This is a genomic window from Sphingomonas sp. YR710 (genome assembly GCF_900101455.1).
Taxonomy (GTDB): Bacteria; Pseudomonadota; Alphaproteobacteria; order Sphingomonadales; family Sphingomonadaceae; genus Rhizorhabdus.
This window is the reverse complement of the sequence record NZ_FMZJ01000022.1, coordinates 1-15,048: the sequence shown is the minus strand read 5'-3', so window position 1 is coordinate 15,048 and position 15,048 is coordinate 1. Positions and strand designations below refer to the sequence as shown.

Genomic DNA, 15,048 nt, shown 5'->3' with positions numbered 1-15,048 from the left:
GTATCGCGAAGCGCGGGTTCAGGGCAGGGCCTCTCGCGCCGGCTCCTTCACGCTGACACGAAAATGGCCGGCGCCGATCGAGATGCGCAATCGGCGATATGTGTAGAGGTATCGCAGCCAGACACCCGCCGCCACAAAGCCGGTGGCGGCACCGACCGCCAAAGCCGCGCGCGCGCCGAACTTGTCGGCGACCCAGCCGATGATCGGGGCGCCGATCGGCATGCCCGCCAGGATAAGGGCGAGAAAGATCGCGATCACCCGGCCGCGCATCGCGCGATCGGTCGACAGGTGCATCATGCTGTTGGCCGTGGTCATGATCGTCTGGGCCGATATGCCGACGACGCTCAACATGAGGCCGAACAGCCAGTAATCGGGCATGATCGCGGCCAGAGCGTAACCGATCCCGAAGATGATCGATGCGCCGGCCAGCGTCATCAGGCCGGGTTTGGAGCGGGCCGCGGCCAGCAATGCACCGGCCACCGAACCGACCGCCATGATCGAGGTGAGCAATCCATAACGATCGGCGCCGACATGAAAGACCGACACCGACATGGTGGCGATAAACAGCGGATAGTTCATGCCGAACGTTCCGAGCAGGAACATCATGAGCATGACGGCTCGCAAATCCGGGCGGCTCCAGACGTAACGCGCGCCGTCTGCGAGGCCGCCCGTCGCGCTTTTCGATTGGGCTGTGTGCTGCAAATCGGTGGTTCGAAGCAGGAGAACCGAGCCGATGACGGCCGCGAACGATGCTGCATTGATCAGAAACGCCCAGCCGGAGCCCATCGCCGCGATCATGATGCCGGCAATGGCGGGGCCGATCAGCCGAGCCGAATGAAATGCCATCGAATTGAGCGCGACGGCGTTGGCCAGATGGTGCTCGGGCACAAGTTCGGTGATGAGCGTCTGGCGGGCGGGCGTATCGAACGCGGTGACGCATCCCAGCAGGAAGGCGAACATATAGACGTGCCAGAGCCGGACGATCCCGCTCAATATCAGCAGACCCAGTGCGAGCGCGAGCACCGCCATCGCTGTTTGGGTGAGGAGCAGCAGCTTGCGGCGATTGAAATGATCGGCGGCGAAGCCGCTCCACGGCAAGAGCAGCAGCTGGGGCAGCGCCTGCAACGCCATGACGATGCCCATTGCGGTCGCATTATGATGGGTGAGCTCGGTGAGCACCAGCCAGTCCTGCGCGGTGCGCTGCATCCAGCCGCCGACGCTTGAGACGATCGTACCACCCATCCACAGCCGGTAATTATGGGTGCCGAGCGAACTGAACGTGCCCCTCACGCGGTTATCGGCATTTGATGGCAATTCATGATCGCTTTGAACCACATGGGCGCTGTCGAAGACAAGCCGGGAGCCATGTCAGATCGTCCTGCCGAAGGCATTGCTTCCCCATGCGAGCGAACCGCCCTAAAGCAGCGCGGCATGGCTGGGGAAGTCAGTATCCACGATTCGCGCGATCCGGTGCTCATTACCGGAGTGTCAGGCTTTGTCGGTGCGGCCGTGGCGCGTGCATTCGCTCGCCATGGATATGCCGTGCGCGGGCTCGTCCGATCCTCGAGCCCTACGGCGAACCTCGCCGATTTTCCCGGAGACATCGTTACCGGCGACATGCGCGACCCGCAGGCAATGGCATCGGCGATGCGCGGGGTCTCCGCTCTGGCCCATGTTGCTGCGGACTACCGCCTGTGGGCGCGCGATCCCGAAGATATCGTCCGTACCAACCGCGAAGGCACCAGAATCGTGATGGAAGCGGCGCTCGATGCCGGCATCGGGCGGATCGTCTATACGAGCAGCGTCGCCACGCTGGCGCCCGATCCCGCCGGTCCCGCCGATGAGGATCGTCCGCTGACCGAGCAGGGTGCGATCGGCGCCTATAAGCGCAGCAAGGTGGTGGCCGAGCGTCTTGTCGAGGAAATGGTCGCCGAGCGCGGGTTACCGGCGGTGATCGTCAATCCTTCGACGCCGATCGGTCCGCGCGACGTCAGGCCGACGCCCACTGGACGGATATTGGTCGAGGCCGCGAGCGGCCGGATACCGGCGTTCGTCGATACCGGGCTCAATCTCGTGCATGTCGACGACGTGGCGGAGGGCCATGTCGCGGCGTTCGAACGGGGCGTGCCGGGCCGGCGTTACATATTGGGCGGGGAGGATGTTACCCTGCGCACCCTGCTGGCCGATATCGCGCAGCTTTGCGGCCGGAAGCCGCCGCGCATCGATCTGCCGATCGCGCCGCTCTTTCCGATCGCCTGGTGCGCGGAGGCGATCGCGCAGATGACCGGGCGGGAGCCGATGCTGACCCGCGATGCATTGCGCATGTCGCGCTACCATATGTATTTTTCGTCGGCGCGGGCCGAACGGGAGCTGGGCTATACCGCCCGCCCATATCGCGAGGCGATCGCCGACGCGCTCGTCTGGTTTCGCAGCGAACGGATGATTGGATGATCGGATTGTTCGCCACCATCAGCCTGCTGGTCTGGCTGTATATGTTCGCCGGCCACGGCCAGTTCTGGTCAACGCGCGAAACCGACGACGAGCCGGTCGAAGCGCCCGAAGCCTGGCCGATGGTCACCGCAATCGTGCCGGCGCGCGATGAAGCCGCTGTCATCGGGCGGTCGATCGCATCCTTGCTGACGCAGGATTATCCGGGCGAGTTTCGCGTCATATTGGTGGACGACAGCAGCAGCGACGGCACGGCATCGATCGCCGACACCGCGGCCGCGGCCGCCGGATCGTCACGGCTCCAGATCGTCTCGGCGGCGCCGTTGCCCAAGGGCTGGACGGGCAAGCTCTGGGCGGTGGCGCAGGGCGTGGATCAGTCGCCCGCCGAGGCGACATGGCTGTGGCTTACCGATGCCGACATCGTCCATGCGCCCGACACGCTGCGGCTGCTGGTGGCACGCGCGATTGCCGCCAGACTGGTGCTCAACTCGTCGATGGCGTTGCTGCGCTGCGAAAGCCTCGCGGAGCGGGCGCTGATCCCGGCCTTCGTCTTCTTTTTCAAGATGCTCTATCCCTTCGCGCGGGTGAACGATCCGTCGGCGAAAATGGCGGCGGCGGCGGGCGGCTGCATGCTTGTCGATCGCGCGGCGCTGGCCCGTGCCGGCGGCATCGCGGTGATCGCCGATGCCATCATCGACGATTGCGCGATGGGCGCGGCGATGAAGAAGCAGGGGCCGATCCGGCTGCAGCTCAGCCATCGTTCGGTCAGCATCCGGCCTTATGGCGATTGGCAGGACATCGGCGCGATGGTCTCGCGATCGGCCTATGCGCAACTGCACTATTCGCCGCTGTGGCTGGCCGGCACATTGGCCGGCATGGGCATCATCTATCTGCTCCCACCGCTCTTGGCGCTGTTCGGCGGCGGGCTGCCATGGTTCGACGGACTGATGGCGTGGGCGATCATGGCCGTCCTGTTTCAGCCGATGCTGCACTATTACCGCCGGTCGCCCTTATGGGGGATCGCCATGCCGGCGATCGCCGGCTTCTACACCTGGGCCACGATCATGTCCGCCGTCCATTACCGGCAGGGGCGCGGCGGCATGTGGAAAGGCCGGGCGCAGGCGAGGATGCCGAAATGACAACCGCAGCGGAACTCGCGTCGGGCAAGGGGCATAAGGACGAAAATTTCCCGGTCGCCTCGATCCTGATCAAGCCGGAATATCGTGCGCCGATCATGAGCTTCTACCGGTTTGCACGCGCGGCTGATGACATCGCCGATCATGAAACGGCCGCGCCCGACGAAAAGTTCGATCGGCTCGAGGCGATGCGCGCTTCGCTCGTCGGGGAGAGCGACGCCGAGCCGACGGGAGCCGCGCTACGCGGAGCGTTGCACGAGCGCGGGCTCGATCCATGCCACGCACTCGACCTGCTCGAGGCGTTTCGGCGCGACGTGACCAAGACCCGTTATACCGATTGGGACGACTTGATCGATTATTGCCGCGTGTCGGCCATGCCGGTCGGCCGCTTCATGCTGGATATTCACGGCGAAGATCGCAGCTTGTGGCCCGCGTCCGACGCGCTGTGTGCGGCGCTGCAGATCATCAACCATCTGCAGGATTGCGGAAAGGATTATCGGGCGATCGACCGCGTCTATATTCCGCAGGACGTGCTAAGCGCAGCCGGCGCGGCCACGGCTGATCTTGGTGCCGCGGCCGCCACGCCGCAGCTCCGCTCGGTGATTGTCGGGCTGGCTGAAAAGACGCAGGAATTGCTGGCGATTTCGGCGCCGTTCGCGCGCGGGATCCGGGACGGAAGACTTGCGCTCGAGGTTGCGATCATTCAGCGGCTCGCCGTCAGCCTGTGCGCGCGGCTCTGCCGGCTCGATCCGCTGGCCGACCGTGTTCATCACGGCAAGGTGAAATCGCTGCTGCTTGCAGCCGGCGCGGCGCTGGCGCACATATCCCGCCGATGACGACCGTTGCGATACCGGAACAGGCCCGCGCCAGCGGCAGCTCTTTCTATGCCGGCATGCGCATGCTGCCGCAGCGCGAACGCGATGCGATGTATGCGGTCTATGCCTTTTGCCGTGAAGTCGATGATATTGCCGACGACCTGATCGGCAGCCGCGATGATCGCGCGCGCGCGCTGGATGGCTGGCGCACCGATATTGCAAGCCTCTATACCGGCGGCGATCCGGGCCGCGCGGGCTATCTCTGTACGGCGGTGGCCGATTTCGGACTGGCGCAGGCGGATTTCGAGGCGGTAATCGACGGCATGGCGATGGATGTCGATCGCGATATCTGCTGGCCTTCCGCGGCCGAACTCGATCTCTATTGCGATCGGGTGGCGTCCGCGGTCGGGCGGCTGTCGGTGCGTGTGTTCGGGATGGACGAGGCGCCCGGGCTTGCCTTGTCGCACCATCTCGGCCGGGCGCTGCAGCTCACCAATATCCTGCGCGATATCGATGAGGATGCGGCGATCGGACGGGTCTATCTCGCACGCGAAGCGATCGAAGGCGCCGGCATCGCGACCGGCGACATTGCGCGCGTGGTGGGCGATCCCCGGCTTGATCAGGCCTGCCGGACGATCGCCGGGCAGGCGCGCGGACATTTCGCCGAAGCCGATCACATTCTTGCGACCCGCCCGCGTGGGCATCTGATCGCGCCCCGGCTGATGGAAGCGGTCTATGCGCAACTGCTTCGCCGCATGCTCAAGGTTGGCTGGCTGCCGCCCCGGCGGCGCGTAGGGCACAACAAGCTCGCGGTCCTGCTGACGGTATTGCGTCTGCGGTGGACGTCATGACCCGCGCCCATGTGATCGGCGCGGGCCTGTCCGGCCTCAGCGCCGCCGTCGCGCTGACCAAGGCGGGGTATCAGGTCAAGCTTTCGGAGGCAGCTGCGCATGCCGGCGGGCGCTGCCGATCCTATCATGATCCCGCGCTTGAGATGACGATCGATAATGGCAACCATCTGGTGCTGTCGGGCAATAAAGCCGTGGCGGACTATCTGGCGACAATCGGGGCCTCGGATCGCCTGATCGGGCCCGATGAAGCCCGCTTTGCCTTCGTCGATCTGGATGGCGACATTCGCTGGCACCTCCGGCCGAACTTGAGCCGTACGCCCTGGTGGATCGCTTCGCGCCATCGGCGAGTGCCGGGCACCCGGCTGTGGGATTATTTGAAGCTGGCGCGGCTGTTGCGGCCACCGCCGGGCGCGCGGATCGGCGATATCGGCGATCTCGAAGGGCCGGTCTGGGACCGGCTGATGACGCCCTTGCTCCTCTCGGCGCTGAATACCGATCCGGCCGAGGCTTCGGCCGCGCTGGCGGCCGCGGTCATCCAGGAAACGTTGGCCCAGGGCGGGGCGGCATGTTGCCCGCGCGTGGTAGCCCACAATCTGGCGGCGACCTTTGTCGAACCGGCGCTGGCCTGGCTGGCGGGCCGCGGCGGGCAGATCAAACTGGGGCGACGGCTGAAGGAGATCAAATTTTCCGGTGGTCGGCTTGTCGCACTGAGTTTCGCCGATGGCGACACCGTCGTCGCCGGACATGAGCCGGTGGTGCTGGCGGTTCCGGCATGGGTGGCGGCGGATCTGGTACCGGAGCTTGTCGTGCCCGATGCCCACCGCGCGATCGTCAACGCACATTTTCGGTTCGCGCCGCCGCCGGGGGCCGAGCCGATCATGGGTGTGATCGGCGGGACCGCCGAGTGGATTTTTGCGATGCACGATCGCTTCTCGGTGACCATCAGTGCCGCCGACCGCTTGTGGAACGAGGACCGAGCGGCATTGGCCGCACGGCTGTGGAGCGATGTCGCGCGGGCCTATCGGCTTTCGGATCCGCTTCCCGCGTGGCAGATCGTGCGCGAACGGCGCGCGACCTTCGCCGCGACGCCAGAACAGGATGCTCGCCGGCCTGGGCCCGTGACGCGATGGCCCAATCTCATGCTGGCCGGAGACTGGACCCAGACCGGCCTTCCGGCCACAATCGAAGGCGCGATCCGATCGGGACGGACCGCTGCTGCCCATGTGCAATCGCCGGGGGAGACGCATGCTGGACGTTGAGGTGACGGCGGTTCCTTCGCTGAGCGCGGTCGAAGATGCGGTGGACCGTGCGCGGGCGGCCCTGGCCGCCGTGCAGCGCCCGGACGGCCATTGGGTGTTCGAACTGGAGGCGGATGCGACGATTCCCGCCGAATATGTCCTGCTGCGTCATTATCTGGGCGAAGCCGAAGATCGCGATCTCGAAGCGCGGATCGGCCGGTATCTGCGCCGAATTCAGGGCGATCATGGCGGGTGGGGGCTGTTTTACGGCGGCGCGTTCGACGTCAGTGCCACCGTGAAGGCCTATTTCGCGCTCAAGATGATCGGCGACGATATCGACGCCCCGCATATGGCACGGGCGCGCGACGCGGTGCTGGCGGTGGGCGGCGCGGCGGCCTGCAACGTCTTCACGCGCATCCAGCTGGCGCTCTATGGCGCGGGGCCGTGGGAAGCCGTGCCGGAGATGCCGGTCGAGCTGGTGCTGATGCCGCGCTGGTTCCCGATCCATTTGTCGAAAATGTCCTATTGGGCGCGCACCGTGGTGGTGCCGCTGCTCGTCCTGATGACTCTGCGGCCGATCGCGCGAAACCCGCGGGGTATCCGCGTCGATGAGCTGTTCGGTCCGCGCAAGGTGCTGCCGACGAGGACCAGGGCATCGGCGACCAAATGGATCTGGACGAAGGGTTTCAACACGCTCGATGTCGTGCTGAAGGCGGTACGTCCCTTATGGCCGAAGGCGACGCGCGAGCGATCAATCCGCTGGTGCGCCGACTGGGTTACCGAACGGCTGAACGGCGAGGATGGGCTCGGCGCCATCTATCCGGCGATGGCCAACAGCGTGATGATGTACGATGTGCTCGGTTACCCGCACGACCATCCGGATCGGGCGATCGCGCGCAAATCGGTCGAAAATCTGCTGGTGCTCGATCCCGAGGATAAAGACGACGAGGTCTATTGCCAGCCTTGCGTGTCGCCGGTGTGGGATACTGCTCTCGCCGCGCATGCGATGCTGGAGGCGGGCGGTGCCGACGCCGAGCGACGCGTGGCGGCCGCTCTGGCGTGGCTCAAGCCGCTGCAGGTGCTCGACATCAAGGGTGACTGGGCCGATGTCCGGCCCGATGTCCGACCCGGTGGATGGGCATTCCAGTATAATAATGCACACTATCCCGATCTCGACGATACCGCCGTTGTGGTGATGGCGATGGACCGCGCGCGCAAGCTTGCCGATCCGGCCGGATCCTATGACATGCCGATCGATCGCGGCGTCGAGTGGACGGTCGGCATGCAGAGCCGCAATGGCGGCTGGGGCGCGTTCGATGCCGATAACAGCTATGATTATCTGAACAATCTCCCCTTCGCCGATCATGGCGCCTTGCTCGATCCGCCGACCGTCGACGTATCGGCGCGCTGCGTCTCGATGCTCGCACAACTGGGCGAGCGGGATAGTCCGCGGATGAAAGCGGCTTTGGCCTATCTCGAGAAGGAGCAGGAAGCCGACGGGAGCTGGTTCGGTCGCTGGGGTGTGAACTATATCTATGGTACCTGGTCGGCCTTGTGCGCGCTGAACGCGGCCGGTGTACCATCGGATGGCCCGGTGGTGCGCAAGGCGGTCGACTGGCTCACGCGGATACAGAATGAAGATGGTGGCTGGGGCGAGGATTGTGACAGCTACGAGCTGGATTATGCCGGCTACCGATCGTCGCCATCGACGGCATCGCAGACGGCGTGGGCATTGATCGGCCTGATGGCCGCGGGCGAGGTCGATTCCCGCGCGGTCGAACGCGGGATCGGCTGGCTGGTGGCGAACCAGCAGGGCGAAGGGCTCTGGCCGCAGGAATATTATACGGGCGGCGGTTTTCCGCGCGTATTCTACCTGCGCTATCATGGCTATCCGAAGTTCTTCCCGCTGTGGGCGCTGGCGCGCTACCGCAACCTCAGGCGGAGCAATGGCGGCAAGGTCGCCTACGGGATGTGAGGAGAGGCAGGTCAAATCGGCGTAGGGCTGGTTCAGCGGGTCACTGCGCCCTTTCGATCCTCCCCCGCCAGGGGGAGGTGGCGCCGAAGGCGCCGGAAGGGGCGGATGGCGGTCACCTGTCGTGTGCAGATCCGCCGGTCGCTTGCCCGTCGAAAGACACCGCCATCCGCCCCCTCCGTCAGCGCTTTGCGCTGCCACCTCCCCCTGGCGGGGGAGGATTGAAACGGTGCGACAATCGGCAACTCGCCGGCTATCTTGGCGCCAACGGAAATGCATTCGGGGTCACGAGAGGGATGTCATGATCCTCGCGGCCACAGGCATGCGCCGCGAGGCGCGGATTATCGCGCGCGCGGGGCTGGTGCCGGTGATCAGCGGCGGTGATGCGGGGCGGCTGCGCGGATTGCTGACGGCGCAGGCGGCGCGGGCGAGCGCGATCGTCAGTATCGGGATAGCGGGGGCGTTGAGCCCGGAGCTGCGGGTCGGGGATATTGTGGTCGGTGATCGGGTGTTAATTCCTCCCCGGAACGGGGAGGGGGACCACCCGCAGGGTGGTGGAGGGGAACGCGCGACCTTCGGAGGTTTCGCAGGCCCCTCCACCGCCTGCGGCGGTCCCCCTCCCCGAGACAAGCTCGGGGAGGAACTTTTGACGGTTCTGCCCGGTGCACGCCGAGGAGTCGCATGCGGCAGCGATGCGATGGTCATCACCGCCGCGGCCAAAGCCCGGCTCTACGAAGCGTGTGGCGGCACCCTACCGCTCATCATCGACATGGAATCGCACGTCGCCGCACAGGTTGCGCAGGAGCATGGCCTGCCGTTCGCCTTCATCCGCGTGATATCCGATCGCGCCGATCAGGACCTGCCGCCCGCCGTCACCTGCGGCCTGAAAGCGGATGGCAGCATGGCGATCCTGCCGGTGCTGGCGGCGTTGCTCCGGAAGCCCGCGCAACTGCCCGCGCTGATCCGTACCGCGCGCGATACGGATCGGGCGATGCGGTCGTTACTTGCTGCCTGCGATGTGCTTGCGCGCGGCGGGGTTGGATTGGCGGATCGCGGCTAGCTCGCGCTCGACATGAGTCGAGAAGGTTTCGCGGGCCGGGCGCTGCTTCGACAGATCGATGTCGGGCGCCATCGGGCCATCGGTGCGCACGCCCTTCATGAAGGCCTTCATGACCTTCAGCGGATGGCGGATCGAGTCTGCCGTGGCCGTGCCTTCGAAGCCGCAATGAACCATGCAGTCGGCGCATTTTTCATATTTTCCGACGCCATAATCGTCCCAGTCGGTTTCCTCCATCATCTCCTTGAAGGTCTTCGCATAGCCTTCGCCAAGCAGATAGCAGGGCTTCTGCCAGCCGAAGACTGTGCGCAAAGGCATCGACCAAGGCGTGCATTCATAGGTCTGGTTGCCGGCCAGGAAATCGAGGAACAATGGCGAATTGGTGAAGGTCCAGCTCTTGCCGCCCTTGCCCTGCTTGAACACGTCGCGGAACAGCTGACGGGTCTTTTCGCGGTTCAGGAAATGCTGCTGATCGGGCGCGCGCTCATAGGCGTAGCCGGGCGAGATGGTGATGCCATCGAGCCCGATCGCCTTCATTTCGTCGAAAAAGGCCGCGAGCCGGACGGGATCGGCTCCGTCGAACACGGTGCAGTTGATCTGGGTGCGGAAGCCCTTCGACTTGGCGAGCAGGATCGCATCGCGCGCCACTTCGAACACACCGTCCTGGCACACCGCCTTGTCGTGCATCACCTGATCGCCATCGAGGTGGATCGACCAGGTGAAGAAGGGCGAGGGCTTGTAATCGTCGATCTTCTTCTTGAGCAGCAAGGCGTTTGTGCACAGAATCACGAACTTCTTCTTCGCGATATAGCCCTGGACGATCTTCGGCATGTCGCGATGGAGCAGGGGTTCGCCGCCGGCGATCGACACTGCCGGGGCGCCGCATTCGTCGATCGCCTCCATGCACTGTTCGTAGCTCAGCCGCTGGTTCAGGATCTCGTCGGGATAATCGATCTTGCCGCAGCCCTTGCACGCCAGATTGCAACGGAGCAGCGGCTCGAGCATCAGCACGAGCGGGTAGCGCTTCACCCCGCGCAGATGCTTGCCGACGACATAGGCGCCGAGGCGGGCGGCCTGACCGATCGGAAGGGGCATGCTCATATGCGGATCTCCTGCGCCATCGGCGCATTTCGGGTAAGACGTTTGAGAGCAGGGGGAAGGCGGAATTCGACCTTCTCCTCGATGCCGTCAAGCGTTTCGACGGTGACGGGCGTGAAACGTTCGATCGCGGCGATCACGCTTTGCACCAGTTCTTCGGGTGCGGATGCGCCAGCGGTCAGACCGACCGTCTCGACGCCGTCGAGCCACGCCGGATCGAAGGCCGATCCATCAGGCAGCAAATAGCTCGGCTTGCCGGCCTCGACGCCGATCTCGCGCAGCCGGTTCGAATTCGAACTGTTAGTCGATCCGACGACCAGCAGCAGATCGGCCACATCGCACAATTGGCGGACGGCGGTCTGCCGGTTCTGGGTCGCGTAGCAGATATCGGCGGTGTCGGGGCCGGTGACGTCGCTGAAGCGTGTCTTGAGCGCCGCGATCACCGATCGTGTGTCGTCAACTGACAACGTGGTCTGGGTGATATAGGCGATGGGCTCGCCGGCGGGCAGATCGAGCGCAGCGACATCCTCGACCGAGCCGACGAGGTGCACCACGGTATCGATCTGACCCAGGGTGCCGACGACCTCGGGGTGACCGGCATGACCGATCAGAATGAGGGTGCGCCCGGCAGCGGCGTAGCGGCGGCCCTGGACATGGACCTTGTTGACCAGGGGGCAGGTGGCGTCGAGGACCGGCAGCGCCCGGTTGCGGGCATGTTCCTCGACATCGCGGGCTACGCCATGCGCGCTGAACACCGTCACCGCACCATCGGGGATCTCATCGAGTTCCTCGACGAAGATCGCGCCCTTCGCTTTCAGCGTATCGACGACATGGCGGTTATGCACGATTTCGTGACGCACATAGACGGGCGCGCCGACCCGATCGAGCGCCTGATCGACAATCTCGATGGCCCGGACGACACCGGCGCAAAAGCCACGGGGCTGGGCAAGAATGACTTTTACCACCACTGTCTCCGAAACGACCGCCGAACCCGACATAACCAATGTTAGCCAAACTCAACAGGTAAAAGCCGAAATTTTCTGCTGCGGCGCACTTTTTCCGACGGGCCGTGTCGCCATGCCAACAATCGCGCTGAATCAGTGATGAGCATCACGTGGCTTGCGGGCGGGGCCGAGCAGAGCGGGTTCGAAAATCAGCGCGCAGACCAAGGTCCAGGCCAGCGAAATCATCAGGATCTTGCCCATGCTCGCGGTTCCCGGATGGCTGGACAGCCACAGGCTGCCGAACGCCATGCCGGTCGCCAGCGCCGAGAAGAAGATGGCATGGGCAAGGCTCGATTGCAGAAGATCGGTCGCGCCGCCGCGCCACGCCATCACAAAATAGATGTGAAACGCGGTTCCCACGCCCAGCAGCAGCGGAAAGGCGATGATGTTGGCGAAGTTGATCGGCTGACCGATCAGCACGCAGGTGGCGAGGGTGAGAAAGCCGGACAGCACCACCGGCGCCAAGGTGAACGCGACTTCCCGTAAATCCCGCAGGACCGCCAGCAACAGGAGGGTCACGACGATCAACGCCAGCACACCCGCCTCGACGAAGGCGATCGCGACGGTGTGGGCGGCCTCCTGCGTCGATACGGCGACGCCGGCGGCGTCGGGCACGATGGCACGCACCGCTGCGGTGAAGCGCGACAGCGTCGCGTTATCGCCGCCGTCGTTGCGCGGCAGCACCTGGACGCGGAAGCGGCCGTCCTCTGTACGCCAGTCGCCGGCAATTTCGGGCGGGATATCCGCGAGGGTAACCGGTTGCGCATCCAGCGACGCCCGCATCTGGCCGAGCATCGTCTGGAGCGGAAGCGTCAGCATTGCTTCGGCGCGGCGGCGCTGGCCCAGGGGCGCTGTCGCGAGAGTCCGGAACGCGCGCGCAAGCCGGCGGGCATGGTCTGCCGGCAGCCCTGCGGATTTTGCCGCCGCAGCGTCGAGATCGACTGCCGCTTGTCGCAGCGCCGCCACGGTTTCGTCATCGCTGGGCGGCGGGAGCGGAGCGATCGGGTCGAGCGTCAGATCGAGCAGCATCCGCGCGTCGGCGATCGCCGCCAATTTGGGGGGCTGCGCGGTGGGCAGGAAACTCTCGATCGTCAGAACGCGGCCCACCTCGGGCAGCGCGCCCAGCCGCGCGGACAGTTGCCGTGCGGCGGCGAGATTCGGTACCAATATGTCGATGCTGTTGGGGTTGCGATCGGGATCGCGCATCAGATCGCTCAGGGCCGCCATCGCCTCGCCCTTGGGGTCGCGCAGGTGCAGCGGATTGAAATCGAAACGGACCAGCGGCAGCAGCGCGATGCTGGCGACCATCGAGATAGCGAACCAACGGAGCACCAAGCGGCGCCGGGCGATCACGAACGCATCCATCCTGGCGAGAAAGCGTGAGGCTTCCGCTGCAGGCGGAGCGGGCGGGCGGAGCAGCATCAGCAGCGCCGGGAGCAGGATCAGGCTGAACAGCAAGGCGATGATCATGCCGAGTCCGGCGATGATCCCCAGTTCGGAAACGCCGACATAAGCGGTTGGCAGGAAGGCAAGGAAACCGAGGCAGACGGCACCGGCCGCGAGCAGCAGCGACGGCCCGAGCGCGGTGACGGCGGTGTCGATTGCATCGGCAAAGCCCCGCCCGCCGCGCCGTTCGGCCTGGAAACGCACGCCGATCTGGATACCGAAATCGATACCCAGGCCGACGAAGAGCGGGATGAAGGCCACCGATATCAGGTTGAACCGGCCGACGGCGGCCAGGCCGATCGCCATGGTGGCGATCAGGCCGGCCATGGTGGTCGTCATGATCGCGATCAGGATGCACATCGATCGCGTGGCGAGCCACAGCACGCCCAGCATCGCCGCGAGCATCGCCGTGCCCACCAGCCAGGCCTTGTCGGCGAGCGAGGCGAACTCCTCGTCAGACAGCGGCACCGATCCGGTCAGGCGAATATCGACGCCATCGCCGATCCCGAGCTTGCGGGCCTGCTCGCGAATGGCGTCGCTCGCCGCTGCACCCGGCATCAGCGATTCGAAATCGAGCACCGGGCGCGCGAGAATGAGCCGGCGCAGCGGCGCCTGCGTCACTGCTTTCTGATCACCAAACAGGGTGGCCCATGAGAAATAAGCGGGGCGGCCGGCCTGCCTCGTCTCAAGCGCGTCCGCCAGCGCGGCTATCGGCCGATCGACCTGCGCCAGCGTGGCATCGCCGCGCACTACGCCTTGCATCATGAAGGCCAGGGTCGTGGATATGCCGCGCAGGCTGGGGTCGCTGGCGAGAGGGCCGAGAAAGGGCTGGCCGGCGATCATCCGCGCGGTCGCCGCCGATACTTCGGCCTCGGAATCGAACAGCAGGCCTTCGCGCGCGAAATAGTCGCCGCCGTCGGGGCGGGCGACGCTGCGGAAATGCGTGTGATCGGCCTGCATCGATCGGGTGAGCACAGCAGCGGCATGTTCGGCGAGTTCGGCGGTCTTGCCGTCGATCACCACGACGATCGTATCGCCATATTGCGGGAAGGCGGCGTCGATCTTCCGCTCATTCGCCCGCCACGCAACATCGGGCGAGATAAGGTCGTCAGCGTTGGTGGTCATCGCGAAATGGGTCGCGACGAAGAAGAGTGCCAGAGCGGTGACAAGGCCGGCGGCCGCGAGCACCTGCCACGGGCGCCGGCAGGCGAGGGCGGCGATCCGCGCGGGAAGGTGGGCGAGGGTCATGAGCGCCATTCGCCCGGCACGAGGCTTTCAGCGCGATTGCGCGGGGCATTCCCACATTCGTCATGCTGAACTTGTTTCAGCATCCACCAAGCCCCAAGTCGCTCGGCCCGTGGCGGGGTGGACCCTGAAACAAGTTCAGGGTCACGGTTTTAGAATGCATGACGTTCATCATCGATATGAGCTTAGCCGAAGAAGTATTTTAATTGGAACGCAATTTTTTGGTCATGGCCATCATGGTCGAAAGCTGCCGCATCGAATTTGGGTTCGGACATTTTTAGCGCGTTGTTCGAGAATCCCACGCCCTCTTTTGGAATGCCGAACAGCCCGCGATCGACCTGGCCATTGCCATTCCTGTCGTGAAAGGCCTGCGCCGCGTAGCGCCCGGGCGGGACGTTGGGCACGACGACGATCGTCGTGCCATTGTGTGCCGGGGCATCACCCGAATAAGGGCAGTCCTTGAGGAAGGTGGTGCGCGTGCAGATATCGACATGCACCGTGCCGCGCGCGGATCGAACGCTGTCGACGGCAATCTCGATCGATCCATAAGGCGCGGCCGCGCAGCACAGCAGCGGCGCAAGGCTCAGCAATATCAGTGTCTTCACAAATGCAGGCTACCCGTGGTTCCGTCAGACAGGTTTAGGCTGTTCTTCCTTAACGCCGCCAATACGGTGGCGACGATCGTTTCGGCATCGAGGCCGGCATCGGCATATTGCTTTTCGGGTTTGTCATGATCCT

At 65.0% G+C, this 15,048-nt stretch carries 12 protein-coding genes; 7 read left to right on the top strand and 5 right to left on the bottom strand.

Annotated features, from left to right (window positions below; genetic code table 11):
* Nucleotides 1-18: 18 nt before the first annotated feature.
* The gene (locus BLS13_RS18835; RefSeq protein ID WP_093454501.1) at nucleotides 19-1,290 is read right to left on the bottom strand and encodes an MFS transporter; all 1,272 of its coding nucleotides are present in this window, start codon (nucleotides 1,288-1,290) and stop codon (nucleotides 19-21) included.
* 141 nt (nucleotides 1,291-1,431) lie between these two features.
* Between BLS13_RS18835 and hpnA the strand changes: the two genes are divergently transcribed.
* The 7 genes from hpnA (at nucleotide 1,432) to BLS13_RS18800 (ending at nucleotide 9,520) form a co-directional block, all read left to right on the top strand.
* On the top strand, nucleotides 1,432-2,451 hold the full coding sequence (gene hpnA / locus BLS13_RS18830; RefSeq protein WP_093454440.1) for a hopanoid-associated sugar epimerase: 1,020 nt from the start codon (nucleotides 1,432-1,434) through the stop codon (nucleotides 2,449-2,451).
* Nucleotides 2,448-3,587: a glycosyltransferase gene (locus tag BLS13_RS18825; RefSeq protein WP_093454439.1), complete on the top strand. Its 1,140-nt coding sequence runs from the start codon at nucleotides 2,448-2,450 to the stop codon at nucleotides 3,585-3,587. Before hpnA ends, BLS13_RS18825 begins: the two co-directional genes overlap by 4 nt.
* Nucleotides 3,584-4,420: a squalene synthase HpnC gene (hpnC, locus tag BLS13_RS18820; protein WP_093454437.1), complete on the top strand. Its 837-nt coding sequence runs from the start codon at nucleotides 3,584-3,586 to the stop codon at nucleotides 4,418-4,420. Before BLS13_RS18825 ends, hpnC begins: the two co-directional genes overlap by 4 nt.
* Complete coding sequence (gene hpnD / locus BLS13_RS18815; RefSeq protein WP_093454436.1) at nucleotides 4,417-5,250, top strand: presqualene diphosphate synthase HpnD; 834 nt, start codon at nucleotides 4,417-4,419, stop codon at nucleotides 5,248-5,250. The genes hpnC and hpnD overlap by 4 nt, the downstream gene beginning before the upstream one ends.
* The gene (hpnE, locus tag BLS13_RS18810; protein ID WP_093454435.1) at nucleotides 5,247-6,509 is read left to right on the top strand and encodes a hydroxysqualene dehydroxylase HpnE; all 1,263 of its coding nucleotides are present in this window, start codon (nucleotides 5,247-5,249) and stop codon (nucleotides 6,507-6,509) included. Before hpnD ends, hpnE begins: the two co-directional genes overlap by 4 nt.
* Nucleotides 6,496-8,463 (top strand): squalene--hopene cyclase, encoded by a 1,968-nt coding sequence (gene shc, locus BLS13_RS18805; protein ID WP_093454434.1) that lies wholly within the window; start codon nucleotides 6,496-6,498, stop codon nucleotides 8,461-8,463. The genes hpnE and shc overlap by 14 nt, the downstream gene beginning before the upstream one ends.
* Nucleotides 8,464-8,761: 298 nt before the next feature.
* Nucleotides 8,762-9,520, top strand: a complete 759-nt coding sequence (locus BLS13_RS18800) for a phosphorylase family protein (protein ID WP_143012016.1) — start codon at nucleotides 8,762-8,764, stop codon at nucleotides 9,518-9,520.
* Here BLS13_RS18800 and hpnH read toward each other — a convergent pair.
* From hpnH to BLS13_RS18780, 4 genes are all read right to left on the bottom strand, one after another.
* The gene (gene hpnH, locus BLS13_RS18795; protein ID WP_093454498.1) at nucleotides 9,461-10,612 is read right to left on the bottom strand and encodes an adenosyl-hopene transferase HpnH; all 1,152 of its coding nucleotides are present in this window, start codon (nucleotides 10,610-10,612) and stop codon (nucleotides 9,461-9,463) included. The genes BLS13_RS18800 and hpnH overlap by 60 nt on opposite strands.
* 2 nt (nucleotides 10,613-10,614) lie before the next feature.
* On the bottom strand, nucleotides 10,615-11,580 hold the full coding sequence (ispH, locus tag BLS13_RS18790) for a 4-hydroxy-3-methylbut-2-enyl diphosphate reductase (RefSeq protein ID WP_093454496.1): 966 nt from the start codon (nucleotides 11,578-11,580) through the stop codon (nucleotides 10,615-10,617).
* Nucleotides 11,581-11,712: 132 nt separating this feature from the next.
* Nucleotides 11,713-14,313 (bottom strand): MMPL family transporter, encoded by a 2,601-nt coding sequence (locus BLS13_RS18785; protein WP_093454495.1) that lies wholly within the window; start codon nucleotides 14,311-14,313, stop codon nucleotides 11,713-11,715.
* A 182-nt stretch (nucleotides 14,314-14,495) separates the two neighbouring features.
* Nucleotides 14,496-14,915: a DUF2141 domain-containing protein gene (locus tag BLS13_RS18780; protein WP_093454433.1), complete on the bottom strand. Its 420-nt coding sequence runs from the start codon at nucleotides 14,913-14,915 to the stop codon at nucleotides 14,496-14,498.
* Between the last annotated feature and the right edge of the window lie 133 nt (nucleotides 14,916-15,048).